We start from the raw sequence: 25,479 nt of genomic DNA, 5'->3' as shown, positions 1-25,479 counted from the left end.
TTAAAAACCAGGCGACAATAAAGCATTTATAAAATGGGGTAGTACTTTAGGCTCTAAAATAATCGTAGCAATGACGCCAAATGCGCCGCCCCACATATGTGCCATATGATTGATTTTTGAGCCACCGCGTTTGTCCGCGTAAATACTATAAAATACATAAGCGACGGCAAACAGTATCGCAGGAATAGGAACAATGGCAAATAAGTAAATTCGCTCCCACGGTGCTAGCAAAATAAAGGCAAATAAGACTGCCGACACACCGCCTGATGCCCCAAGACTTAAGTAACTGGCATTGTCTTTATTTTTAAGGTAGCTTGGAATCATGGCAACAACAATAGCCAACACATAAAAAACCACAAAACCATAGCCGAACAAAAATGAACGATATAGCCCTTCAATAGCTCGGCCAAAAAAGTATAACGTAAACATGTTGAATAGCAGATGCATACTGTCGGCATGAATAAAGCCATGCGTGACAAAACGATCCCATTGTCCGTTATTTACAGCGGGTGGATAAAAGATAAGACGGTTGAGTAATTTCTTGTTTTGCCATGCTAATAAGCTGACAATAACAGTAATGATGATAATAAGGGTCGTATGGTTTAACAAAGGAAAATCCTTAGGCCGCGCCTGATAGGTGACAATGCAATAAATGGCAATGCGATAAATGACAATGTTCAAAGCCTAAGCGTTAGGGCTGAGTAAAAACAAATATGACCATTAATTAATATATTCATACTAAGTTAAGATATTGATACTAAGTTCAAGTTGCTCGTAACGTAATTAGTTAATACTAACAGCAGTTATGCTGATACAAATATCTATTATGTGACAAAACGATGCATTTTTATGCTTTTATAGTGAGTAATGTAGCAGTGTATCATGTGAGATAAGTGAAACCGCTATATAGACGTCGATGCCGCTAAAGAACGCTTGACAGTTTCAGGGTAAGTAGCCGTATATACAACGAACAATAAGTGCTTAATTTTTGCGGATTCAAAAAGTCGAGAGAGGCAGTGATCCATGAGTATTATCGATCAATTAGAACAGACCGTCACCCCCGCTATATTGGGCGAGCATAATCGCAGTGATAGCGTGGCTTATATCAGCTTGCTTGAGCAGTTTTATGCCATTTTAGCCACGCGCTTAGCGGTGCCACAGGTCTACTCACAACTACTTCGTAACGATCAGGTGATGGCTAATGACAGTATTGCCGAGCGGCCTTTATTTGAGCAGCTATGGCAAGACCAAGTACTACAAAAAACGGTTATCCAAGAGCTGTCAGCCGCGCATCATATTGATGAGTCGATCACTGCTCAATTGCTAATTAATGCAGCATCCTTAGCCTATCGTGAGCTAAAGGTTTTGGCCAATGGACAGTTTTTGCCAGCATTCTTGCAAGGAGAGCAGTCGACGCTGCGCCCATATTTACCTATATGGTCAGCGTCCGTTATCACTGCTACTCAAGGCGCTGGACACGAATCAATGTCAAACTTTGTCGCAGATGTCGCAGATAATGGTATCGCGCCATCAAGTGATACCTTACCGAATAAATTTAGTGAGCCTGATCTAAGTACTGACGCAGTCGCTGCAACGACAGCTACTACAGCCGCTTATGTGGAAAACGCTAATATAAGCGCTACTGACGCATTAAATGACGATGAGCATTTTGGTGACAGTAATGACGCTATCCATGCCAGTCCAGCAGCTCATCACTTGGCAGAAAATAGCAACGTCAAGCGAGAGCGCGTGCGCACTCGCAATCAGCGAAACGACCTACTGATGCGAGTATTTTTATTGATAGTAGCACTGGCTGCGATGGCACTGGCTGCTTGGGCATTATTAATAAAACCCAAAAGCGACCTACCAGTAGAACCGGTTGCTGTCGCGCCTGTGGTTACTCCAGCACCGCCACCAGCACCAACGATGACTCCCATCGATTTCATCGTTGGCGTAGATGATAGTGGCAACCTCTATACTTGTAGCGCGACGGTCGGTGATGCAGCGCTACAAAGCTCTTTACAACAGGCACTCAATACGAGCTTTGGCGAGCAGGCGAGTATATGTGAATTTACCGTACAGAATGGAATAGCAACTACTATCGCAAACATGCCTGCGGAGATATTGCCCAATGTTCTGACCATGCTCAGATCGACACCGTTCGCCCGTCTACACTTACAAAACGATCGTCTGACAGTAGAGGCGCCGGATGACATGCTACTACAACAATTGGTCACAAACGTACGTAGTTTAGCACCAACCATGGCAGTCGATAGTACTGCGCCATTGCCACTGCCTAACAACAGTAATGGTGATACGACATATGGTATGGCTGGCACTAATGGCGTAAACAATCAACTCGGCGATGGAATAGGCGCTAATAACCAATACAGTAATGACGGCATGAGCAATGGTACTGGAGAATATCAAGCCGCTGATGATGACACAGGTGATCGCGTGATACCTGCGCCACTACCTAACAATAATGATGGATTTAATAATAATTCCAACAACGTACCTGCCAATGTTCCAAGTAATATTCCTAGCAGCGTCCCTTCTGGTAATAGACCGAGCAGACCGTCAGGCCCTATTTCTGAGTCAGAAGTAGATGACATGGCGAGCAGTGTCATCGTTGCTGAACCAGCACAAGTCAGGTAGTGAGTCGTATAAAGTACATTTAAATCGACTCAGTTCGAATGTACTTTCAGAACTTTTAGAAATAGTTCAAAAGTTAAGCAAGGGAGCGGTATGAATTTGTCATACCGCTTTTTTGATTTTAACTGTTGCTTAGCGTACGTATTTAAGATCTGGGCATCAAAAATGGTGCTACTTCACCAAAAAAGCAGATTCGCGGAACTGAGTATCGCATTCTCTTAATTTGTACTCAAATGCCTGTTGGGTTATGAATGTATAGTTACGCGCACCAATTAAAACATTACTTAACGTATCATTTGCACAACAACGTATCGACTGTGAAAACACCTTTAACAATTCTATAATATCCAAAATCAATCATAGTGGCCTGATAAATCTGACTTGACAGAGTAAACAGCCGCCACGTTATTAGATGATTTTATGCTTTAGAGAATCGAACAATATAAATAAAAATTAAGGGGAGAGTTGTATTATGGATATTATCAGTCATTTGACACGCACAGTCAGCCCAGCCGTATTAGCAGATGATCATAGTCCTGCTAAGCAAAATCTACTTGAGCAATTTTATGCAATTTTTGCTGCTCGCCTCGCGAATAATGATACCTATAGCCGTTTTGCTAATGAGAATATCGCTCGTGATGATAGTGCTTTTTATGATCGTGTATGGACAGAAGGGGCTCACCGTGACCAAATCTCTCGTGAGCTCGCTAATGCACATGGTGTCGATGAGACAGCTTCTCGTGGTCTGATTGCTATGGCAGCGCCGCTTGCTTTTCACGAAATCGAAAGCTTGGCTGGTACTACCCCTGTACCGCAATTTCTCAATGACAATCTCAACAGTTATCAGCATCATATCCCTACATGGGCAGGGGCTGTCTTACCTGCGAGCGCGATAGCAGCGAAGCCTGCTGCGGCGCCTATATCCGATACGGTCAGTACCGCGCCACTACAGAAAGAAAAAGAGCCACAAGGCAGCTTTATGAAAGCCCTATTACCGATTATCGGTTTGATTATTTTGGGTGCATTGGCTTGGGCTTTATTAAGAGGCTGTCAGGAGAACCCTGAGCCTGTTGCTACGCCGATAGCTACCGCGCAGCAAGACGAGCAAGGTAATGAGCAAGCAGTAGTAGCAACTGACATCGAGCCTGCCTCACTCCGTATCGCCACTGGCGAAAATGGTGAGCTATACGCTTGCCGCATGAGCGTAGGCAACGAGACGCTACAGACCAATGTAATGAATGCACTAACTGGTGCATTCGGCGATGAAGCCAATAAGTGCCGCGCTGATGTCGATGATAATTTTGCCATAGATATGGCAGCTGCTGCACAGCTTACTACGATATTGCCGATCGTTAAAAATGTACCGAATGCTAGCATGGTGATTAAAGGAGATACCATCACGGTCAATGCACCTGATGATGCGGTATTAGCCCAATTGGTGTCTGATCTACAAGCCGCTGCACCAGCGATGATGGTAGAAGCTGAAGGGCCGCTCGATCTGCAAGGTGAGATTGACGAGAGTGTGGCTGCTGCAGATGCTGCAATGACCAATCTTGGAGAAAATCCAGACCCACGTGATGTTGCACGTGCTTTGAGTATTCAGGTGATCAATTTCCAAGTAGATGAAGCTGTCATCCCTGAGGTCAATAAAGCCATTTTAGATCGCGCGGCAAAAATTATCGATGATGTGCCTGACTTGAACCTAATGATCATCGGTCATACTGATAGTCAAGCGTCTGATTCTTACAACATGGAATTGTCTCAAGAGCGTGCTGAGTCGGTAAAAGAGTACCTAGTAGGTCAAGGTGTTGACGCGAGCAAGCTCAGCACCAAAGGTATGGGTGAAACAGACCCTATCGCGGATAACTCAACCGAGCAAGGTCGTTTCCGCAATCGCCGAATTGAGTTTGTGGTTAATGATGAGATGGTCGATTTAAATGATGGCATGATCATCAACAGCGACTCGCTTGACCCAGATTTGAATCCGCTAGACAGTAATAATGATGATCTGCTATCTGATGGTGATGATGCGACGCAAGGTACTGCGGTAGATCCAACGAATTAAGCAAAAATCATCTAATTTGGTAGTAGTTAAGTCTAAAAAACCGCACCTTAACGTGAACCGACCCCCGTAAGTTGTGTCCAACTTACGGGGACGGTTCAGCCAAATTTTTCAACGGTTTCGTATGAATACAAGGCTACTTATAATCAGTAGGGTCTTTTGATTCATTGGCAGGTTTATCAGCTTGTGTATCAGACTCAACGTTAAAAAAGCTCTGAGTAACATTGTTCTTTGCTTGTTGCCAATAATCAAACTGCTGGCAAGTAGACTCAAGATCACCTTGCCACTTTGGTATATTGCCGCACATGGTTTTGATACGCCTCTGGTTAGGATAGGGTAGTTCTTGCGCCGCCGCCGCCGCTTCATGCGCGGCAACACGATCGTTACACACCAGTGCAATATCGCAACCAGCTTCAATGGCAGCTTTTACGCGCGCGCTGACATCGCCAGCGGCCTTTGCCCCTGCCATTGATAAATCATCAGAGAAAAGCACACCATCGAACGCGAGCTGATCACGAATGATATCTTTTAGCCAAATTTTAGAAAATCCTGCGGGTTTGTTATCTACTTGCGAAAAAATCACATGGGCTGGCATCAAAGCATCAAGCAGTGACAACGTTTGCGCAAAAGGTTGCATGTCACTATTGATGATCTCGTCCAAGCTACGTGTATCGATGGCCTCTGATACATGAGAGTCAGGAGCGATAGCGCCATGACCAGGGAAATGCTTGCCAGTGGTGGCCATGCCAGCCGCTTTCATGCCGCGCATAAACTGCGTGGCTAGGGCAACGATTGCTTGTGGCTCCTGATGAAAGCTACGGTCACCGATAACTTGGCTGATACCATCTCTATCCAGCACGGGCGCAAAGCTCAAATCAATACCTACTGCCATCACTTCGGCTGCCATCAGATAGCCACAGTCGTATGCGCAGCTGAGCGCACGGCTTGGATCGTGATTGAATAACTCACCAAGCCTACCCATAGCAGGTAGCGGTGTGAACCCTTCACGCAGCCGTGCGACTCGTCCGCCTTCTTGATCGACACCGATTAATATATCTGGGTTGTGGTACCGGATATCGTCACATAATGCGCGTACTTGGGCCGCATCAGCGACGTTGCGTCCAAACAATATGACCCCGCCAATCTGTGCTTGTTTGATCAAGCTGACGTCTTCTGCGGTCAGTGCGGTATTATCGATATCAATCATTAAAACGCCGTACATTGCGTCATCCTTATTTTTTTGTGTATTGTTATATTATGGGGTTGACCGATCATCGATGTCCAATCGCTTAGCAGTCATTACTCATGCACTTTATTATGACAGTTATTATCAATTGAGCCTAATGTGGCAGATTATTGGCATCAAATCAATTTGTGGGTAGTCGGCGAATTAATGCTAATAGCCTTAAGTCGCTATGTGTGATAAAAGTGAGAGAAAGTTTGGTATGTGCAGGCGTTGCGTGTAAGATTGCTTATACAGTTTGAGACAGTTCAGTATTTATGCACATGATAATATTGATTTTTGACTATATATCAGGATTCGATAATAAGCGTCAGAATCTATATATAAAGGCGACGGAATAATAAAGCTATAGCGTTGTAAGCTCATAGTAATAAGTAAGCTAAGGCAAAGTAAGACAGACATTGAGCAAAAACAGACGACAGTCATGGGCAATAATACATTCAGCAGTTTTTAATTTTTATAACACAAATAATATCACTAACTTCAAATAACTAGGTACATATGATGAAAAAACAACCAGCACAGTGGTTACTCAGTGCAGCGTCAGTGGGCATCGCCGGTATTATCCTGACACAAAGCTACGGTACTGCCGTAGCAGAAACCAATACGGGAAGTTTTGTTCAGACACCTGAGCAAAAGGTCACTACTCGCCAAGTTGCCGCTTTGCTGGATCGCAGTCATTACCTTAATCAGCCATTAGATAGTAAAAAAGGTCGCGAAATCTTATCAATGTATATTGATAGTCTCGATCCAAACCATACCTTATTTTTGCAATCTGATGTCGATGAGCTGAAGAAAAAGCACGCCGATGATTTTGGCACGCGCCTCAAGCAAGGCGACCTATCTGCAGGGGTAGAAGTCTTTGATCGTTATCGCAAACGCTCAAACGAATACTTTGCCATGGCAACCAAGATGCTCAAGAAAGATATTGATTTGACCGGTGATGACACTATCATTCTTGATCGTGAAAATCTCGGACATTTCAAAACCAAAAAAGAGCAGCGTGACTATTGGGAACGTCAGCTAAAGTTTCAGCTGATGAGTATTACGCTGGGACAAGAAGACGAAAAAGCCAAAGAAAAAGTGTTTTTGAGCAATCCAGATATCACTCGTGGACAGGACTTGGTACGCAACGATGAACGTACGCCAAATGAGATTTTGCAAAATCGTTTGTCGCGTCAGCAAGAGCAGTTTAAGCGTCTCAAAGATGATGAAATCATGGAGACGATTCTAAACACCGCCATGCTGACCTATGATCCGCACAGTAACTACTATGCGCCGATTCAGGCAACTGAGCTGCAGATTCAGTCGAGTTTGCAGCTAGAGGGTATCGGTGTTTCTATCCGTCCTGATCGTAAAAATCCAGATTACACCCGTATCGTGACCTTAGTCGATGGTGGTCCAGCGGCCAAATCTGGCCAAATCAAGCCCAATGACTTGATCGTGGGTATCGCAAAAGATGGCGAAACCATGACGGACGTGGTTGGCTGGTCAACGCGTGAGATCGTCAGCTTGATTCGCGGTAAGCGCGGTACGTCTGTCACGCTCAAGCTGCGTCAGCCTAATACGCCAGATGCCAGTGCCCGTACAGTCACCGTTGTGCGTGATATTATCCAGCAAGAAGAGTCAGGCGTGACTCAGCGAGTGGTCGAGGTGCAGCGTCCTAATATCGACAAAACACCAAAACGCATTGGCGTTCTTGAGATACCGAGCTTTTATCTGAACTATCGTGCCCGCCGTAATGGCGAGGACTACCGTAGTGTCAGTATCGATACTGAAAAAGCGTTAAAAAAATTGAACGAAGAAAATATCGATGGGCTCGTGGTGGATTTGCGCAACAACCCTGGTGGCTCGTTAGATGAAGTTGCCAAAATGCTAGGATTCTTTATTAAAAGCGGTCCATTGGTACAGATTCGTGATAACCGCGGCAATGTCCAAGTGTACCGCGATAATGATGGCGGCGAGCAGCTCTATGACGGCAAAATGGTCGTCCTAACCAACCTAGCATCGGCCTCAGCCAGTGAAATTTTTGCCGCTGCTATTCAGGATTATGGTCGTGGATTGGTGGTTGGTAGCACAACGACAGGTAAAGGCTCTGCGCAGATTCAACTGGATAGCTTGGCGTTAGGCTCTGCAACTTTAACTCAGCGTAAGTTCTACCGTATCACAGGTGGTAGTACGCAGAATAAAGGCGTGGTACCTGATGTTGAATTGGTCAATATCTATGATGATGCGACCTTTGGCGAACGCGCCCAGAAAAAAGCCTTGCCTTGGGATACCATCAGAACGGCGCCTTATAAGCCTGAAGGGAAGTTTACCAATGACACTTTAGCGACGCTCAATCAGCAGTCTAAAATTCGCCAAGAGAAAAATCCGCAGTTTGTGTATCTATCAACGCTGAATGATATTCGTAATATGGATGATGAGAAAAAACCAGTTCGTTTAGATATTAACAGCCGCCGAGCCAAAATGCAGCTGATTGAAAAGCGTTCGCTAGAAGCCGAAAACAGACGTCTGATCGCTACTGGTGAACGCCCCTATTCTAATTGGAATACGTATCAGGCCGCGATGGATGCAAAGTTTGAAGAGCGTAGCCGTATGAAAGCTGCTGAGCGTCCAGAGCTGCCAGAAGATGAAGCCTTTATTAATGAAGCGGCCTACCTAATGCTAAGTGCTGAACCCAAGACCTTACTCAGTCCTGAAGAGAAACTATAAGGGGTTAGGGGTTATACGATAGCTAGTATTACCATGTAAGCATATGCTTACATGGATTGACGTTTAGACCACTTACTAGTGATAGGACAATCTGCGATTATAACTGTACGGCACGATTCATTGATACTAGGGATTGGTATCTTAAGGTCGCATCAGGGATAAGTGGTTTGCTGATTAGGGATGATAAGGCTGGATGCCTGTCAGTTATGAGATACCCCGGGATTAGGTATCACATAACGCTAACATGGATGGTTGGTAATAAAAGCCGCATGACGCTTGTCGTTATGCGGCTTTGTTATGTCTGGATCTAAGAATTATTTCTGGCGCTAGCTTACGCTTCTTTGATAGATTTGTGAGAATGGCTATTGAGCTTAAGGATGCTCACAGAAGCGCAATGAATGCTTCATTGTTAGAACGCTCTTTTATCTACATCTAATCAATCAGCACTTATGACAGACATAAAAAAAGGCCAGTAGACAGTGCTACTGGCCTTTTTGATGAGAAGATAAGCTCAAATATAACCTATTCTCTAACCGTCTCACGATACTCTAGGAGAGATTAGTGCTCAACGCCACCTGCGCCATGTATATGGCCGTGGTTTAGTTCGTCTTCAGTTGCTGCACGTACTTCTTGAATTTCAACATCAAACGTCAAACGCTTCCCAGCCAACGGATGGTTGGCATCAACAGTTACTTCTTGGTCGTTTACGTCAGTGACTGTCACTAGCATCACTTGGCCACCAGCTTCTGACTGGAACTGCATACCAGGCTGGATATCATCAACGCCTTGGAAGTTTTCGCGTGGTACGCGCTGTACCGCTTGCTTTTGATACTCGCCATAGCCATCAGCAGGCTCAACCACTGCGTTGACTTTTTCGCCAGCAGATTTGCCTTCTAATTGTGATTCTAGGCCTGGGATGATGTTGCTGTGACCGTGTAGATAAGCAAGTGGCTGACCTTCTGGAGACTGGTCAAGGATATTGCCTTCGTCGTCTTTTAATGTGTAATTGAATTTGACGGCAGTGTCTTTTGCGATAGTAGTCATAAAATATCCTAAGTATATCTATGTAAAAAATTAAATACGGTTGCAATAAACCTAAAAAAGCCAATCAGCAAGCCAAATAGCCACAGTATTAGTCAATTATCATCAGTTTATTAAAGTAACTTTAGCAGTTAGCATCTTTAATTGAGATGGCGTATATAAGTTTCAAGGCAAAAAACATAAAAAATGCCAATTAATGCCACAATTTATCATAATAACTGCTATTTTCTATAGTTAATCGATAACTACTGGCCACTCAGGGTTTGGGAGTTGCGTTTTTTGGGAAGGACTCCTAACATAACAATAAAATAAGGATGAGAGATACTATGACTGCATTTGCCGATAATACTAATAACCAGCTAACGAGCGACGTTTCAATCAGCCATGATGATATCAATAATACGGCTGATATCAGCTACCAATTCGATTTTGCCCGTTTTTCTGAGCATTTGGTGGATGTGTCACTGTCCTTTACGGCAACAGCTAATACCCCTCAGCTCTGGCTACCAGCATGGATACCAGGCAGTTATCTGATGCGCGAGTTTGCTCGCAATATCACCGCTGTACATTATCGAGTAACAGACAGCCAAATAAAAGAAGGTGACGATTTTTCTGAAACTTATCGTGCACAAAAGGTAGATAAACATACGTGGCAACTCCCCACTATCACAGCAGGACAAAGGGTAGTCGTCGAATACGAAGTCTACTGCTACGACCTATCGGTACGTACTGCCTATGTCGATCAGCAGCGTCTGTATGGTAATTTTACCTCACTTGCACTCGCGGTCGACGGGCAAGAGCAGATTCCTGTACAAGTCAGCTTGATTGTTCCGGAGTCGTTTTTGTTAGATAAAGAAGAAAGTCATGTAATCTTGGCATGTGGTTTGGCATCTACGCATCTGCGCGTTGATGGTCAGAGCGAAGATAAACGGCACTGTTATCAATTACGGGCAGATAATTATCATGAGCTGATTGATTACCCTTTTGAGATTGCAGCACAGAATAAATTTGATTTTATTATTCATGACAGTCAGCATCAGACGCTTCATCACAGTTTTTATCTCTCAGGCAAGCATAGTGCCAATATGGGCAGGCTACAGCAAGACGTCACTCAGATTTGTCAGACTTATCTAGACTGGCTGGGGGATGCACCCTTTCATGATTACACCTTTATGACGTTTGCCAGTGGTCAGGATTACGGCGGACTTGAGCATATCAATTCTACTAGTCTGATTACCCCGCGCCGTGACTTACCAAATGCTGATGAGCCAAAAATACCGAGCACGGATTATCAGCGGTTTTTGGGCTTGTGCAGTCATGAGTACTTTCACTCGTGGTGGGTCAAAACCGTGCGCCCTGATGTCATGGTTGATGTTGATCTACGCCGTGAAGCGTTCACGCCGATGCTTTGGGTATTTGAAGGATTTACGTCTTATATCGATGATTTTATGCTGCAAGCATCTGGCGTGATCGATAAGTCAGACTATCTCAGGTTACTAGCGGAACAAATCAATCGCTACTATCAAACGCCTGGACGCGATAACCAAAGTGTCGCAGAGTCAAGCTTTGATGCGTGGATTAAGCTGTACCGTAGCGATGAAAATACGGGCAATGCTGGTATCAGTTACTACAATAAAGGCGCATTGGTGGCCTTGTGTCTGGATTTGATATTGCTAAAAAATACCAATAATCGCTATCGTCTATTCGATGTGGTCAAAGCGTTCTATACCCAAGCAAAGCAAAATGACAGCAAGCGTATCGGCATCAATAGCGCGGATATGGGCGACGTGATTGGGCAGTTTATGCCGATAGCGGAATGGGAGGATTTTGAACGCCGTTACGTCAACGGCGTAGAGGAACTGCCAATTGAGGCGCTGCTGCTCGCAAACGGTATCAAAATGCAGGTCAATACCAAAGAGACTGCGGATAAGCATGTCCCATGGGGTATGCGCTGCAATGAGACACCCGCTGGACTCAAAATCAATCGGGTGAACCGCGGTAGTGTGGCTGCCAAAGCAGGTATCTCAGCCCATGACATCATTATCGCGATTGATGGCATCAAGGCGGATAGTAAGCAGCTAGCATCGCTGAGTAATGCAGCGCGCACTGTTGAGTGTCATCTGTTTCGCCGCGATGAGCTGATGTGTGTGCAAGTGCAACCTGAGGCACTGCCACAAGCTGACGGGGATGACAGTGATATGCCTGAAAAAGCATTTCCTCATAAGGTCAGTCTGCGCTTAGTAAAAGGTGCTCCAACGTTAGCAGATCATAGCGATCCTAAGCAAGCAGAATCCGCTTGGGAGCCATGGCTGGATGTGATGAAGCGTCAGTCAGCATAGTGACATCGAGAGATAGTAGTGACATCGAGAGATATAAGTAAGCAAAGCAAAACCCCCTAATAAGCAAATATGGTTATTAGGGGGTTCAAGTAATAGCTGAAAGGTTTTTTGGTATGCTGAATGGCTAGCTACTCTTCCTTGGTTTTAGTATCAGGGTCCTCACTGGCAGACTTCTCGTTTGCAGTAGTGTCGCCGTTAGGCTCGCCAACCTCAGCATTATCGTTTTCAACATCGCTCGTCGCTTTAAGCGCGACAATCCAGTTTTGCATGAGCTCAATATCTACTTGCTGAGTATCGATGATATGCTGTGCCAATTGACGCATTTCTTCATCAGTACCGTATTCGAGCTCGATTTTTGCCATATCTACGGCGCCAATATGGTGTGGTAGCATGCCACGTGCAAATGCCATATCCGGCATAGGATCAGCAATACCCAATGTCATCTCACCATGCATGCTTTCCATGCCCTTAGCGTAGGCCTGTTGCATAGCAGCGGTATTGGGCTTAGGTTTGGCTGCGTCAGGATGGCTGGCAAGCCATTTGTTTAGGATATCAATCTCAGCTTGCTGCGCCGTGATGATATCTTGAGCAAGCTGGCGCATGGCATCATCTGTACCGTACTTTAGCTGAATTTTTGCCATATCTATCGCGCCGCGATGATGCCCAAGCATGCCTTTGGCAAACGCGGTATCAGGATCGTTATAACCCATACCGATCATCATCTCATCATGCATACTGGTCATGGACTTTGTGTAGTCTTTGAGCATATCCGTCATCTGAGTGTCATCTGTGGCGTTTTCGCTATCTACCGATGTATCGTGGCTCATATTCTCATGCTCAGCATGAGTCATGTCAGTCATTGGCGGGGTGGCTTCTTCTACAGGCGCTGATTGACTATCTGCTGCTGGCTGACACGCACCTAATAGCAGTGCAGTAGAAATGCTGGTGGCCAACAGAACAAAACGATGAGAAGCAATCATGATATATCCCTACTATAAGAAGACCAAATGATAAATAAATGAGGTCTATTTTACATAAATAATGACGTGCTGAATCTTAACAGATAAACCTTACCCATTCGAGACGCTATGTTTAACAAGAAGTAATATATTTACTTTAAATGAAAATATATGTCGGTATAGTCGAACCACTATTAAAGTGTTACAGCGTTAGACTCGTTTAGCCTACTACTGTAGTACTTGCAATCGTCTGCCTTGTACCACTTTTAATATTGATTGACTATAGCTAAGCGTTTAGACGGGACAAATTAATAGCTGATACCCAATTGCTGATAGTGCTGACTAGTTAAGTGAATGCGCACAAACTCGCCAACTGCTATGTCACCTAATTCAAACCCTGCCACCGACCAACGTATCAAACGTAGGCAGGGCAGACCAACATGCGCGGTCATTCGTCTGACTTGACGGTTTTTACCTTCATAAATTGTCAGCATCAACCATGAGTCCGGTACGCTTTTACGCTCACGTATCGGCGGATGACGTTGCCAGAGCGCCATCGGTAGCTCATCTTCACTGACGTGTTTAACCTCAGCAGGCAGAGTTTTGCCATCTTTGAGCGTCACGCCACGTTTGAGCTGATTGAGTTGCTCAGCAGTAGGAATGCCCTCAACCTGTACCAAATAAGTCTTACCTTGCTTACGTCCAGCATTGGCTTTTGGCGGATGGGTAATTGCTTTATTGACTCGGCCATCATCGGTCAGAATAAGTAACCCTTCGGACGTTGCATCAAGCCTACCAGCAACTCGCAAAGACTTATCAGTAAAGTACTGCGATAGGGTGACATGGTCATTGTTACTATCGTCTCTGAACTGACTTTGCACCCCATAAGGCTTATTGAACAAGATGAGACTAGAAGTCGGCATAAAGTGATATTTCCTGAAGGTAAATGAGTGATTAGCAGTCTTGGCTTATGTTTAATCAAGCAAAGTCAGTACTAAAAAATAAGAACAGAGGTATTGTGTTTGATATACGCTGTGCGATGTATTTTGCTACAAAAGTAGGACAGCAACCACGCAAATTTACTGCTATTCTAAATCCATATTTTTATAGGGGTATTTATATTTTTGATAGTAATAAACCTATCACCTACAAGATAAAATGATTGTCCAGCTCTTTGTTCTATTACTATCAACAAGATAATGTATTATAACCCTTTAAAGATTATAAATTTATAGATGCTGCATTTTATTAATAATTTATAAATTGTATATGTGATATTTCTTATTAATTAGCCAATAACACTGAATTTAATGATAAGCAGTTTCTATGCACAGTTTTAGTTTGTATTTACATCAATGCATATATGTTTAATTTGAAGCTATTTTTTAGTATCGTTCAATCCAATGCCGCAAGTATCTCATACATCAGACTTTGTTTAGCTAATAAGCGTCTAGAGCGCAACCATTATAATAGAAAAGCCAGCATAACAACGTGTTCAGTTCGCTTGCGATGTATAACTTACCACTAAGGAGTTTTATCCATGTCATATGATAAGGTCATCGTACCAAGAGACGGCGAAAAAGTAACCGTGAATGCTGATTTGTCGCTAAATGTGCCCAATCATCCGATTATTCCGTTCATTGAAGGTGACGGTATTGGGGTGGATATCACACCTGTCATGATAAAGGTGGTCAATGCAGCGGTCGATAAAGCCTACCACGGTAAAAAATCAATTATCTGGATGGAAGCTTACTTGGGCGAAAAAGCGGCCAAAATATATGACGGTGAATATTTACCCAGTGAGACATTAGAGATTTTAAAAGACTACGTCATCAGTATCAAGGGACCGTTGACCACGCCGGTGGGTGGTGGCTTTAGTTCGTTGAATGTGGCTGTACGTCAAAATCTTGATCTGTATGTCTGTCAGCGACCAGTACGCTGGTTTAAAGGCGTGCCAAGCCCAGTACAGCATCCTGAGCTGACCAATATGGTGATCTTTCGTGAAAATACAGAAGATATCTATACAGGTATCGAGTGGAAGGCAGGCAGTGATGATGCCAAAAAAGTCATCAATTTCTTAAGAGAAGAGATGGGTGTGACCAGCATTCGCTTCCCTGAAGACTGCGGCATCGGTATCAAGCCTGTCTCAAAAGAAGGCTCGCAGCGCCTAGTACGTAAAGCCATTCAGCATGCTATCGATAATGACTTGCCAAACGTGACCCTCGTGCATAAAGGCAATATCATGAAATTTACGGAAGGCGCGTTTAAAGATTGGGGGTATGAGCTGGCAGCAGAGCGTTTTGATGCTAAGCCATTAGATGGTGGTCCATGGATGACGATGAAAAATCCCAAAACGGGTAATGACATCATCATCAAAGATGTGATCGCTGATGCATTCTTGCAGCAGATTTTGATGCGTCCGGCAGATTACTCCGTAGTGGCAACACTCAACCTGAACGGTGACTATATCTCTGACGCGCTAGCGGCGGAAGTAGGCGGTATCGGTATTGCCCCAGGTGCCAACAAAGGCGGCGCAATCGCTGTCTATGAAGCGACGCACGGTACTGCGCCTAAGTATGCTGGTCAGAATAAAGTAAACCCAGGCTCATTGATATTGTCTGCGGAAATGATGCTGCGTGATATGGGTTGGTGTGAGGCGGCGGATCTCATCATCAGTGGTATCCAAGGCGCGATCGCCAATAAGACGGTTACTTATGACTTTGAGCGTTTGATGCCAGATGCTATCTTGCTCAGTACTTCTGAGTTTGGCAAAGCCATTATCAAGCACATGGATGCGTAATCGCATTAATGCCTAGAGCGTTAAACTCTATTATATTTATTCAAGGCCACTTACTGATGTAGGTGGTTTTTTTATGTGTTTGAAATGGATAGACATAGGCAAGTTGTTTATTATCATTTTGAGATAGGCACAAAAAAACACCTCAACGTTCTAAGACGGCTGAGGTGTTTTGTTTGCTAATACTTAAACTTACCTAATCGATCTGTGTATAAAAACCAGAGCGATTAGGATTAATGTTTCAAGATCAATTGCTTATTACTTATAGCGATGCCAAGGCTTCGTTAAACAAAGCGCTTGGACGCATGGCTTTTTTCGCAAGCTCCTCATCAGCATAGTAGTAGCCTTTGATATCGACTGGCTTACCTTGAACGTCGTTAAGTTCTTTGACAATCGCGTCTTCGTTTTCTGCCAGCTTTTGCGCCAATGGCGTGAACTGTGCTTTTAACTCGCTATCTTGATCCTGCGCCGCCAGCTCTTCAGCCCAATATAGCGCTAGATAGAAGTGACTACCACGGTTATCAAGCTCACCAGTTTTACGTGATGGTGATTTGTCATTCAGCAGCAGTTTTTCGGTCGCGGTATCGAGCGTGTCCGCCAAGACTTGAGCTTTAGCATTGTTGTCGTTGCTTGCCAAATGCTCCAAAGAGACATTCAAGGCCAAGAACTCACCAAGTGAATCCCAACGTAGATGGTTTTCTTCGGTGAGCTGCTCGACATGCTTTGGTGCAGAACCGCCAGCACCTGTCTCGAACAAGCCGCCGCCTTTCATGAGTGGCACAACCGATAGCATCTTAGCACTGGTACCAAGCTCTAGGATTGGGAATAAGTCAGTTAAGTAATCACGTAAGATGTTACCAGTCGCAGAGATCGTATCGAGGCCACGAGCGACACGCTCTAGGGTATAACGCATGGCGCGAACCTGAGACATGATTTCGATGTGTAAACCGTCAGTATCATGATCTTTTAGATACATTTTAACTTTTTTGATGAGCTCGTTCTCATGTGGACGGTATGGGTCGAGCCAGAAGATAACAGGCGTATTTGATTCACGGGCACGGCGTACAGCAAGCTTGACCCAATCTTGGATCGGGGCATCTTTGGTCTGACACATGCGCCAGATATCGCCTTTTTCAACGCGTTTTTCGAGCAAGACTTCATCGGTTTCCACGTCGACGATACGCGCAATACCAGCATCGCTAGATTCAAAGGTCTTGTCATGAGAGCCGTATTCTTCTGCTTTTTGTGCCATTAGGCCAACATTTGGTACGGTACCCATGGTCGTTGGATCAAAGTTGCCATGCCATTTGCAGAAGTTAATCATTTCTTGATAAATACGAGCAAAGGTAGACTCTGGCATGACGGCTTTACAGTCATACATTTTGCCATCAGCGCCCCACATTTTACCGCCTGAACGAATCATCGCAGGCATTGAGGCATCCACGATCACATCACTTGGTGAATGGAAGTTGGTGATACCTTTGGCCGAATCAACCATGGCCAGACGTGGACGATGCTCCTGACAAGCATGTAGGTCGCGCTCAATTTCTTCACGCGTTGAGGTTGGCAAAGTAGCAATCTTATCGTATAAATCTGCCATACCGTTGTTGACGTTGATGCCAAGCTCATCAAAGAGTTCGCCGTGTTTTTCAAACGCATCTTTGTAGTAAATGCGGACCGCATGACCAAACACGATGGGGTGTGAGACTTTCATCATGGTGGCTTTGACGTGTAGTGAGAACAAGATACCCGCTTCGCGGCAATCTTCCATTTCACGCTCATAGAATTCAAGCAAGGCTTTTTTGCTCATGACCATCAAATCGATAACTTCTTTGTCTAGTAGGTCGATTTTAGGTTTCAATACTTTTTTGGTGCCGTCGTCTAGCAATAGCTCCATGCGAACCGTGCGCGCCTTATCTAGGGTCATAGATTGCTCGCCATCATAGAAGTCGCCGCCATGCATGTGCGATACATGTGTGCTTGACCATTGTTTCCATTCACCCATTGAATGTGGATGCTTGCGTGCATAGTTTTTGACGGCTTTTGGTGCGCGGCGGTCTGAGTTACCTTCACGTAGTACAGGGTTTACGGCACTGCCTAAGCTCTTACCATAGCGCTTACGTAGCTCTTTTTCTTCATCCGTTTGTGGATCATCTGGAAAGTCAGGGATGGCATAGCCTTTACCTTGCAGCTCTTTGATGGCTGCTTTGAGCTGCTGTACAGAGGCACTGATATTTGGCAGTTTGATGATGTTGGTGTTGGGGTCTTGAGTCAGGCGACCAAGCTCAGCTAGGTTGTCAGGAACACGTTGCTCTTCGGTCAAGTATTCAGGGAATTCAGCCAATATACGTGCCGCAACAGAGATGTCACTAGTTTCAACTTCGACACCTGCGGTCTTAGTGAACGCTTCTACAATAGGTAAAAAAGATAGTGTCGCAAGCGCTGGGGCTTCGTCAGTTTTTGTATAAATAATTTTTGACATTTTATTTGAATCTTCCTTTAGTTGTCGTTAATAATAAAGCTCGAATATAATGTTGAATATGGGTCAATGATACTATGCAATGCTCAATAATATAGTTCGAACAAGTACGTCGTATGTAGCTGCTTAGCAATATTTAAGTTAGAGATATTCAAGTTTGATAAAACATTTTCTTTTACTGATGTTCACTACAAGGGCGTTCTCAGATGGCACGTTGACTGCCCCGTAAAACTGCCAGACAGCAAGTCGCTGACGGTATATTATAATAAACCCACTATAAATTCGAGAGGATGTCAATCACATACCATGAACTAAGTATACTGTTTTCGCTCATATCTTAGGGTTTCAAATTATACTAAGCTGGTAGTAACCTTATTCTAACAGTCATTTGTTGCGATATCATCTTTTCAATAATATGGACGGTGTTTTATTGACCTTTATATTATTCTTGAGAGGACATAAGGATAATCCTAAAAACCACCAATGTCACGATTGGTGGTTTTTTATTGCGTCTCAAAAAAACTTTGCAAATTGTGACAGCAAAACCGCAAAAATTTGCTAGGCTAGGTCATCAACAGATTGGTTATCTATAAATATATAGCGATTATAAGAGTGACGGTGAGTATGAGTTTAGAGTATGCGCTGATGAATGATACTAGCTGGCAGAGCCAGACCGATTGGCAAACGCCAGACACGCCTTTTATGTCATTTGCTTTTTGGCAGGCGCTTGCTGAGACAGGCGCGATTGGCGAGCGGGCAGGGTGGCTACCGATATTTATTTTGGTGCATCGTGTCAATGATGATACTAAGGATGCCGCTCTGCAACCAGTCGCGGTGCTGCCAGTCTTTATAAAAAGCCATCATCGCGGTGAGTTCGTGTTCGATCATTCATGGGCAGAGGCGTATGCGCGCTATGGTCTCGACTATTATCCAAGATTGGTCACTAGTGTGCCGTATACGCCGATTACGGGTCAGCGGCTTTGGCTGGCAAAAGGGGAAAGGCTCAATGAAGAGATAATCAAAACAGCCATCGCAGGTGTCGATGATATCGCTCAGCAAGTCGGCGCCTCAAGCTGGCATGGGCTATTTGTGACGCCTAATTTAGCCTCTATTGCGACCACGTCTATGCCGACCGAAATTGATATAGAGCGTGCGCTAGCAGCACAAGAGCGTGGCGTAGAGTCCGCGCCGATTGCGATGCCGATATTCGAGCGCCAAGGTTGTCAGTTCTTATGGCAAAACAAAGATTTGCTCAATGACAGTCAGCCCTTTGCAGACTTTGATGCGTTTTTGATGACGCTAAAAGCTAAAAAGCGCAAAACCATCCGTGCGGAGCGTCGTAAAGTGGCTGAGCAAGGTATCATCTGCCAGCGAAAAATCGGCGATGCTATCAGCGATGCAGATTGGAAGGCTTTTTATCACTGTTACGTGATGACTTATGCGGTACGCGGACAGCAGCCTTATCTGACGATAGACTTTTTTATGGCATTGGCAGCGAGTATGTCTGAACATATTATGCTCGCGCAAGCACTCGATGCCAGTGGTGAGATTATCGCCAGTAGCCTATTCTTATATGACACACCTGATAGTAATAGCAACAACGACGACAGTGTTGATGGCGATGTTAATAATGATGTTGATAATAATGCAACCTTGTACGGTCGATACTGGGGTGCGCTTGGTGAGTATGACAGCTTGCATTTTGAGCTGTGCTATTACCAAGGCATTGAGTTTGCCATCGAGCAAGGGCTAGCGTCCTTTGATCCGGGTACGCAAGGGGAGCATAAGCTGGTTCGTGGATTTATCCCAACGACCACGCACTCGCTTCACCGTATTTATGATCCGCGTTTTGTCCCTGCGATTGGCGATTTTTGTGCCAGAGATCGGATGCATATGGCACAATATCGCAAGCAAGCCCATGAGGCACTACCATTTAACGCGGACAATATGCCAGCCTTTGATACGCTTCATTGATATACACCACTAATATCCACTATTAATAATAGCCTGCAGGCCTTTACTTTACACATTTCATGATTAGCCGTTAACTATGCCCACAAACTCTATTGCTAGTATTGCTACCTCTCTGCCTCCTATTGAACTCGTATCGTGGCTCAATGCCGAAGGTTCGCTCACAGCCATGCTAGAAGAGAAGGCAGGGCAGCCGTTACGAGTGGAGCGCACCTTTGAAGGCTATCGGCTATTGACGCTGCAACAAAAGCGACAATTGGGTCTGCAAGGCTCAGCGCTGAATCGTCCACTGCTGGCGTGGATACGTGAAGTACTGCTATACGGCAATGACGAGCAGCCATGGGTCGGTGCGCAAAGCATCTTTCCGCTATCAAGCCTAAAAGGTAAGGCGCGACGCTTGCAGCAGCTAAAAGGTACGCCCATCGGTTATGTGTTATTTAAACGTCGGCGCACAGTGCCAAACCAGCGATTTGTGCGACAGACGAGCGAGGGCTGGCAGCGGCAAACGCGCTATGACTGGTATGGTCGCTTACTACTTATCAGCGAAACCTTTTTGCCGGCATTTTTGTCCAGTGATACTTAAAAACGTTTTATTCTTATATACACAAAGAAAAAACTAGGGTCAAAAATTTGCATTGAGTAAAACCTTTAGGGCGTGTTGAACATTCGCAAATAGGCACTGCTGATCGCTAAAATGGTTCCAGACAAGGCACAAAGCGACGATAATGCAGATGCCTTAGCGAGATTTGTAACGCAGTATGGGGCAATTTTAGCATCAGCCCCAACGATAAAAAGCAGGGGACAGGACTCTTTTTTGCCGCTTCATCGTTAAAAATAAGCACTTAGAATGACTAAACTTATTATTTTTAACATCGAATCGCCTAAAAAATAGTCGCTGTCAGTGCCATGGTCGAATGTTCAACACGCCCTATTTAATTGGCTATTTATCTGTGTTATATCGCCATTTAATTTGCTCATCTTCAGGCAGGCTTTTTTGCGCTCATCGCACAATTTTTCATGTTACACTTACGCTTTCGCAATGCTATCGATGCCGCTGTATATCGATTTTATTGACGGATCGGTCAAGTTAATGCAGGCCAACTGCCTGTGTTTATTCTTATGTTAATTTTTACTGATAGTCGCCATTTACAATCATGGTCGTACCATAAAACAGCTGGCAAAAGAGCAGCGTGCACAAGTACCTAGCATACTTTGAGCAACGTCGATGCAGTGTTCGTTTGATTGTGGGCAAGCTATCAGCTTCTTTTCAATGATACTTTTTCAATGACAGTCACTACTTAGGACATTATTATGTTTAAAGACATTTCTATCAAAGAGTTTGATCCGACCCTTGCTGAAGCGATGGCCGCAGAAAGCGTTCGTCAAGAAAATCACATCGAGTTGATTGCCTCTGAAAACTACTGCTCACAAGCAGTGATGGAAGCACAAGGCACTGATTTGACCAATAAATACGCTGAAGGCTATCCTGGTAAGCGTTATTATGGTGGCTGTGAGCATGTCGATGTCATTGAACAATTGGCCATTGACCGTGCAAAAGAGCTGTTCGGTGCTGAATACGTCAACGTCCAGCCACATTCAGGCAGCCAAGCAAACGCTGCCGTATTTTTAGCATTGCTAGAAGCCAATGACACGGTACTTGGCATGAGTCTAGACGCTGGTGGTCACTTAACGCATGGCGCGCACATCAACTTCTCAGGCCTGAACTACAACGCCGTACAGTATGGATTGGTCGATGGCACTGGCCTTATTGACTATGATCAAGTAGAAGCATTAGCGCGTGAGCACAAGCCAAAGATGATCATCGCAGGCTTCTCAGCGTATTCACAAGTCGTTGATTGGCAGCGTTTCCGTGACATCGCTGACGAGGTAGGCGCGTATCTATTGGTAGACATGGCACACGTTGCTGGTCTTGTTGCGGGCGGCGTCTATCCAAGCCCAATACCTTTTGCTGATGTGGCCACTACCACCACACACAAAACCCTACGTGGCCCGCGTTCAGGTATGATCTTGTCGCGTGATGAGAAACTTGCTAAAAAGCTAAACTCTGCCGTATTCCCAGGCAACCAAGGTGGCCCGCTCATGCACGTCATCGCGGCAAAAGCGGTTTGCTTTAAAGAAGCGCTGGAAGACAACTTCAAAACCTATCAGCAGCAAGTTGTGAAAAACGCACAAGCCATGGCAAAAGTCATTCAAGAGCGTGGCTATGAGATCATCTCTGGTGGTACTGAAAACCATCTCATGCTGATTAGCCTAGTGAAGCAAGAAATGACCGGTAAAGAAGCCGACAAATGGCTTGGTGATGCACATATCACGGTCAACAAAAACGCCGTACCAAATGATCCAAAATCACCATTTGTCACCTCTGGTATCCGTATCGGTACCCCAGCCATTACTACTCGCGGCTTCAACGAAGCGCAAGCGGGTGATTTGGCAGGCTGGATCTGTGACGTGCTAGACAGCCGCGGTGATGAAGCGGTTGCAGCTGAAGTACGCGGTAAAGTAGAAGCCATCTGCAAAGAGCTACCAGTGTACGAAAAAAACCAGTAAGTATTAACTGACTCTATTTGAGAGTTGTATAACAAAAAACCGCTTAGCGTTTGCTAGGCGGTTTTATTTTTAATCACAGTTAAGGAAGATACGATGTCTATTTCAACAACTATGTCATTTTGCTTTTGTAGTGTTCGCGAGGAAAATTTAACCAGCATACTTGTTGGTGATATGACACTGGATGAGCTAAGAGAAAATCGCGACAACCAATACTTAGATGTGAGACAAGCGTCTCTTGAACATTATACGGAAGAACTGGTTGAGTTATTGGGAGAGGGGCATTATGCCTTGTGCGATTTGTTGTTTTTGGCAAACAATAGCACCCCGCTGCATGAGCAGCATGACGGTTTATTATACAATGTGGCCGTCGTACCTGAGATCGTCAAAGCGTTTGCCGCGACAGACTTAAAAAAATTGGTACACGATATCGGCTACCACGAAGCAGAGAGTCAAGAAGGTTTGAATACATTTCGTGAGAATTTAAATCACGTTCACGAGTTATTTAAGTTTGCAGAAGAGAACAAGCTCAATGTGATTGGGTTTACGCTTTAGTGAGTCGATCATGTTGCTGCATGACGCCGCACCTAGACATATTTGAACCGAATGTCAGATAAATAAAAACCGCCCAACATTATTGCTGGGCGGTTTTATTCATTCAAATAATTGTGCGATAAGAGCATGCTCATGCAATAAGGGGCAAATTTAAACCCTACGAATATTTATAATCTCAGCCACCGAGTTGATTGAGTCCTAATGCCAGCACCAAACCAATAGCAGTGCTGATACCCGCCCAATGGTTGCCATCTTTAAATGCAGAAGGAAAAACTTCTGTCGCTAATGAAGCAATCACCGCCCCTGCGGCAAAACAGTCAATTGCACTAATTACTGCATCATCGACATCTTTGAGAAGCATTTTGCCAATAATAGCTGCTAATGATAATAAAATAGCTGCACCAATCCATAGCATGAGTATTTTTTTGTGACTGCTACCACCATCGCGCATTTGTTTGGCACCGCCTGCGGCTTCTGGGAGGTTTGATAATAAAATAGACCCTGCTAGTGCCGCGACTTGTAAAGCGTTACCACCAATCAGCGCGACGCCAAGCGCTAAGTTTTCTGGGATACCATCAAGCGTAATAGCAGCAAGCAAACCTGCCCCGCCTTTGTTTTGCATTTTTTCATCAATCAGATAGTCAATACCCGTAAAGACCACTGCGCCTAACACGGTAAAGGCGACAGTCGTCCACAAACCACTCTCGCCAATCGCAGGTTGAATCATCTCAAGTACCACTGAGATCACGAGTGCACCACCTGCCAGCGCAAGCAGATTGCCTTGTATCCAGTCAGGCATATAGCCGTATAGACCCCATAATGCACCAATAATGAGTGCGCCTGAAACCACAAGAATAATGGCAAATACCAACATAAAATGCCTCGATACTTTTAATAAGTTTTAATAATTCTGAGTAATGTCTATTGATACGACGAATGGCGGTGAGATCACATCGTATTTGATAATAATGCTATCACGTGATGTGACTCATGCAATCTCCTCAAGATTAATCACGGTTTAAATACGCTCAGACGTAGTATTACATAAGCAGTATTACATAAACGGCAACTTGGTGAATATTTGCAATATCGTGGCATTGACGATATCGACAAAGAACGCACCTACCATTGGCACGATTAAGAAGGCTTTCGGCGAGGGGAGATAGCGATCCGTGACTGCTTGCATATTGGCAATCGCTGTCGGGGTAGCTCCCATACCAAAACCGCAATGTCCTGCTGAGAGTACTGCCGCGTCATAGTCTTTGCCCATGACTTTAAAGGTAATGAGGTAGACGTAGATAATCATGATGATGGTCTGTACGATCAATATGACCAATACAGGCCCTGCCAAATCCGTCAACTGCCAAAGCTTCAATGACAGTAACGCCATTGCCAAAAACAGAATCAAAGACGCATTACCAAGTACATCAATCGAGCGATCAAACATCTCAAAATTGAAGACCATCGTTAACACATTGCGAATGATAACGCCTCCTGCCAGTGCCCAGACAAACGTCGGTAGCTCAAACCATGTGCCCTCAGCCACGAGCGTCATCCCATCGGCAAAAGCCAATGCCCCTGCAAATAGCGCTAATGTCTCGATAGTAGAGGATGCCGTGATAAAGCGCATGCTATCGGGTCTCTCAAAGATGTCTTTATTACTCCCTGCAGTCTCCTCGTCATTTTTTTACCGTTAAGTGTCATTCTTAAAGGGCACAATAATCCACAGTTGCGGCTTACCAAAGTCGCTATAAGCATCTTCGATAATGCTTTTAAAAATAGTGAAGTCTTCGGTGTTTATCTTTTTTATTACCGTCAAATCAAGCACTAAGTGCTGCACATCGCTGTCTGTCAGACAGTCCCATGCACTGTCCCAATTGTGTGAAAAATAGCTGGGGAAGTGGCAGGCACGCGCCAGACTCGTCAATAGCGTGGTTTTGTCCAGTGTGTCACACGCAGGTATGGTAACAGCCTGAGTAGGAATGACGGCAGATAGCGCTGTACCGTTTTGGTTAATGGGGTCTTGACTGACATAGTGGATGGCTTGGCTCGTATCTTTCTGATTCATGGCTTTTTGACTAATATCCTTTGGTTTCAT

At 44.7% G+C, this 25,479-nt stretch carries 17 protein-coding genes and 1 pseudogene; 9 read left to right on the top strand and 9 right to left on the bottom strand.

Going from position 1 to position 25,479, the window contains the following annotated elements; translation table 11 throughout:
* Nucleotides 1-609, bottom strand: a complete 609-nt coding sequence (locus tag AOT82_RS06850) for a rhomboid family intramembrane serine protease (protein ID WP_071002359.1) — start codon at nt 607-609, stop codon at nt 1-3.
* Nucleotides 610-1,023: 414 nt separating this feature from the next.
* Here AOT82_RS06850 and AOT82_RS06845 point away from each other — a divergent pair, with 414 nt between their 5' ends.
* Both AOT82_RS06845 and AOT82_RS06840 read left to right on the top strand, forming a co-directional pair.
* Nucleotides 1,024-2,658: a hypothetical protein gene (locus tag AOT82_RS06845; protein WP_071002358.1), complete on the top strand. Its 1,635-nt coding sequence runs from the start codon at nt 1,024-1,026 to the stop codon at nt 2,656-2,658.
* Nucleotides 2,659-3,127: 469 nt separating this feature from the next.
* A complete protein-coding gene (locus AOT82_RS06840) occupies nt 3,128-4,720 on the top strand; it encodes an OmpA family protein (RefSeq protein WP_071002357.1) in 1,593 nt (530 codons plus the stop codon).
* Between the two features lie 133 nt (nt 4,721-4,853).
* Here the strand turns inward: AOT82_RS06840 and nagZ are convergent, their stop codons facing one another.
* Nucleotides 4,854-5,939 carry a beta-N-acetylhexosaminidase gene (gene nagZ / locus AOT82_RS06835; protein WP_071002356.1) on the bottom strand — a complete coding sequence of 362 codons (1,086 nt, stop codon included), beginning with the start codon at nt 5,937-5,939 and terminating at the stop codon, nt 4,854-4,856.
* Between the two features lie 525 nt (nt 5,940-6,464).
* On the opposite strand from nagZ, the gene AOT82_RS06830 reads away from it, so the two are divergent.
* Nucleotides 6,465-8,675 (top strand): carboxy terminal-processing peptidase, encoded by a 2,211-nt coding sequence (locus AOT82_RS06830; protein ID WP_071002355.1) that lies wholly within the window; start codon nt 6,465-6,467, stop codon nt 8,673-8,675.
* A 558-nt stretch (nt 8,676-9,233) separates the two neighbouring features.
* Here the strand turns inward: AOT82_RS06830 and AOT82_RS06825 are convergent.
* Nucleotides 9,234-9,719 carry an FKBP-type peptidyl-prolyl cis-trans isomerase gene (locus tag AOT82_RS06825; RefSeq protein WP_071002354.1) on the bottom strand — a complete coding sequence of 162 codons (486 nt, stop codon included), beginning with the start codon at nt 9,717-9,719 and terminating at the stop codon, nt 9,234-9,236.
* A 323-nt stretch (nt 9,720-10,042) separates the two neighbouring features.
* Here AOT82_RS06825 and AOT82_RS06820 point away from each other — a divergent pair, with 323 nt between their 5' ends.
* Nucleotides 10,043-12,055, top strand: a complete 2,013-nt coding sequence (locus tag AOT82_RS06820; RefSeq protein WP_071002353.1) for a M61 family metallopeptidase — start codon at nt 10,043-10,045, stop codon at nt 12,053-12,055.
* Nucleotides 12,056-12,183: 128 nt separating this feature from the next.
* On the opposite strand, the gene copM is transcribed toward AOT82_RS06820, so the two are convergent.
* Entirely contained in the window at nt 12,184-13,035 is an 852-nt protein-coding gene (gene copM, locus AOT82_RS06815; RefSeq protein ID WP_071002352.1) for a CopM family metallochaperone, read from the bottom strand.
* A gap of 287 nt (nt 13,036-13,322) precedes the next feature.
* Nucleotides 13,323-13,937, bottom strand: coding sequence for a pseudouridine synthase (locus AOT82_RS06810; protein ID WP_071002351.1), 615 nt, complete (start codon nt 13,935-13,937; stop codon nt 13,323-13,325).
* Nucleotides 13,938-14,554: 617 nt separating this feature from the next.
* Between AOT82_RS06810 and icd the strand changes: the two genes are divergently transcribed.
* Nucleotides 14,555-15,814 carry an NADP-dependent isocitrate dehydrogenase gene (icd, locus tag AOT82_RS06800; protein ID WP_071002349.1) on the top strand — a complete coding sequence of 420 codons (1,260 nt, stop codon included), beginning with the start codon at nt 14,555-14,557 and terminating at the stop codon, nt 15,812-15,814.
* Nucleotides 15,815-16,073: 259 nt separating this feature from the next.
* Here the strand turns inward: icd and AOT82_RS06795 are convergent, their stop codons facing one another.
* Nucleotides 16,074-18,293, bottom strand: coding sequence for an NADP-dependent isocitrate dehydrogenase (locus AOT82_RS06795; protein ID WP_071002348.1), 2,220 nt, complete (start codon nt 18,291-18,293; stop codon nt 16,074-16,076).
* 621 nt (nt 18,294-18,914) lie between these two features.
* On the opposite strand from AOT82_RS06795, the gene AOT82_RS06790 reads away from it, so the two are divergent.
* The 4 genes from AOT82_RS06790 to AOT82_RS06775 all read left to right on the top strand — a co-directional run bounded on the left by AOT82_RS06790 (nt 18,915) and on the right by AOT82_RS06775 (nt 23,381).
* Complete coding sequence (locus AOT82_RS06790) at nt 18,915-20,264, top strand: GNAT family N-acetyltransferase (protein WP_071002347.1); 1,350 nt, start codon at nt 18,915-18,917, stop codon at nt 20,262-20,264.
* Between the two features lie 76 nt (nt 20,265-20,340).
* Complete coding sequence (locus tag AOT82_RS06785) at nt 20,341-20,844, top strand: chorismate--pyruvate lyase family protein (RefSeq protein WP_071002346.1); 504 nt, start codon at nt 20,341-20,343, stop codon at nt 20,842-20,844.
* 728 nt (nt 20,845-21,572) lie between these two features.
* Entirely contained in the window at nt 21,573-22,829 is a 1,257-nt protein-coding gene (gene glyA / locus AOT82_RS06780) for a serine hydroxymethyltransferase (protein WP_071002345.1), read from the top strand.
* 93 nt (nt 22,830-22,922) lie between these two features.
* On the top strand, nt 22,923-23,381 hold the full coding sequence (locus AOT82_RS06775; RefSeq protein ID WP_071002344.1) for a hypothetical protein: 459 nt from the start codon (nt 22,923-22,925) through the stop codon (nt 23,379-23,381).
* A gap of 175 nt (nt 23,382-23,556) precedes the next feature.
* Here AOT82_RS06775 and AOT82_RS06770 read toward each other — a convergent pair whose 3' ends face one another.
* The 3 genes and pseudogenes from AOT82_RS06770 to AOT82_RS06760 form a co-directional block, all read right to left on the bottom strand.
* A complete protein-coding gene (locus AOT82_RS06770) occupies nt 23,557-24,255 on the bottom strand; it encodes a ZIP family metal transporter (protein WP_071002343.1) in 699 nt (232 codons plus the stop codon).
* A 180-nt stretch (nt 24,256-24,435) separates the two neighbouring features.
* Nucleotides 24,436-25,041: pseudogene (locus AOT82_RS06765) on the bottom strand (sodium/glutamate symporter); the annotation flags it as partial.
* A gap of 33 nt (nt 25,042-25,074) precedes the next feature.
* On the bottom strand, nt 25,075-25,479 hold the full coding sequence (locus tag AOT82_RS06760; protein ID WP_227517113.1) for a barstar family protein: 405 nt from the start codon (nt 25,477-25,479) through the stop codon (nt 25,075-25,077).

The sequence above is a fragment of the Psychrobacter sp. AntiMn-1 genome, assembly GCF_001854065.1.
GTDB classification, from domain to species: Bacteria; Pseudomonadota; Gammaproteobacteria; order Pseudomonadales; family Moraxellaceae; genus Psychrobacter; species Psychrobacter pacificensis.
Note: the sequence above shows the minus strand (reverse complement) of the source record. Positions and strands in the feature narration are given on the sequence as shown.

What these genes read in the sequence shown, in the direction of transcription:
- AOT82_RS06845 (WP_071002358.1), top strand. Translation starts at nt 1,024, where the DNA reads ATGAGTATTATCGATCAATTAGAACAGACCGTCACCCCCGCTATATTG.
- AOT82_RS06840 (WP_071002357.1), top strand. Translation starts at nt 3,128, where the DNA reads ATGGATATTATCAGTCATTTGACACGCACAGTCAGCCCAGCCGTATTA.
- nagZ (WP_071002356.1), bottom strand. Translation starts at nt 5,939, where the DNA reads ATGTACGGCGTTTTAATGATTGATATCGATAATACCGCACTGACCGCA.
- AOT82_RS06830 (WP_071002355.1), top strand. Translation starts at nt 6,465, where the DNA reads ATGAAAAAACAACCAGCACAGTGGTTACTCAGTGCAGCGTCAGTGGGC.
- AOT82_RS06825 (WP_071002354.1), bottom strand. Translation starts at nt 9,719, where the DNA reads ATGACTACTATCGCAAAAGACACTGCCGTCAAATTCAATTACACATTA.
- AOT82_RS06820 (WP_071002353.1), top strand. Translation starts at nt 10,043, where the DNA reads ATGACTGCATTTGCCGATAATACTAATAACCAGCTAACGAGCGACGTT.
- copM (WP_071002352.1), bottom strand. Translation starts at nt 13,035, where the DNA reads ATGATTGCTTCTCATCGTTTTGTTCTGTTGGCCACCAGCATTTCTACT.
- AOT82_RS06810 (WP_071002351.1), bottom strand. Translation starts at nt 13,937, where the DNA reads ATGCCGACTTCTAGTCTCATCTTGTTCAATAAGCCTTATGGGGTGCAA.
- icd (WP_071002349.1), top strand. Translation starts at nt 14,555, where the DNA reads ATGTCATATGATAAGGTCATCGTACCAAGAGACGGCGAAAAAGTAACC.
- AOT82_RS06795 (WP_071002348.1), bottom strand. Translation starts at nt 18,293, where the DNA reads ATGTCAAAAATTATTTATACAAAAACTGACGAAGCCCCAGCGCTTGCG.
- AOT82_RS06790 (WP_071002347.1), top strand. Translation starts at nt 18,915, where the DNA reads ATGAGTTTAGAGTATGCGCTGATGAATGATACTAGCTGGCAGAGCCAG.
- AOT82_RS06785 (WP_071002346.1), top strand. Translation starts at nt 20,341, where the DNA reads ATGCCCACAAACTCTATTGCTAGTATTGCTACCTCTCTGCCTCCTATT.
- glyA (WP_071002345.1), top strand. Translation starts at nt 21,573, where the DNA reads ATGTTTAAAGACATTTCTATCAAAGAGTTTGATCCGACCCTTGCTGAA.
- AOT82_RS06775 (WP_071002344.1), top strand. Translation starts at nt 22,923, where the DNA reads ATGTCTATTTCAACAACTATGTCATTTTGCTTTTGTAGTGTTCGCGAG.
- AOT82_RS06770 (WP_071002343.1), bottom strand. Translation starts at nt 24,255, where the DNA reads ATGTTGGTATTTGCCATTATTCTTGTGGTTTCAGGCGCACTCATTATT.
- AOT82_RS06760 (WP_227517113.1), bottom strand. Translation starts at nt 25,479, where the DNA reads ATGAAACCAAAGGATATTAGTCAAAAAGCCATGAATCAGAAAGATACG.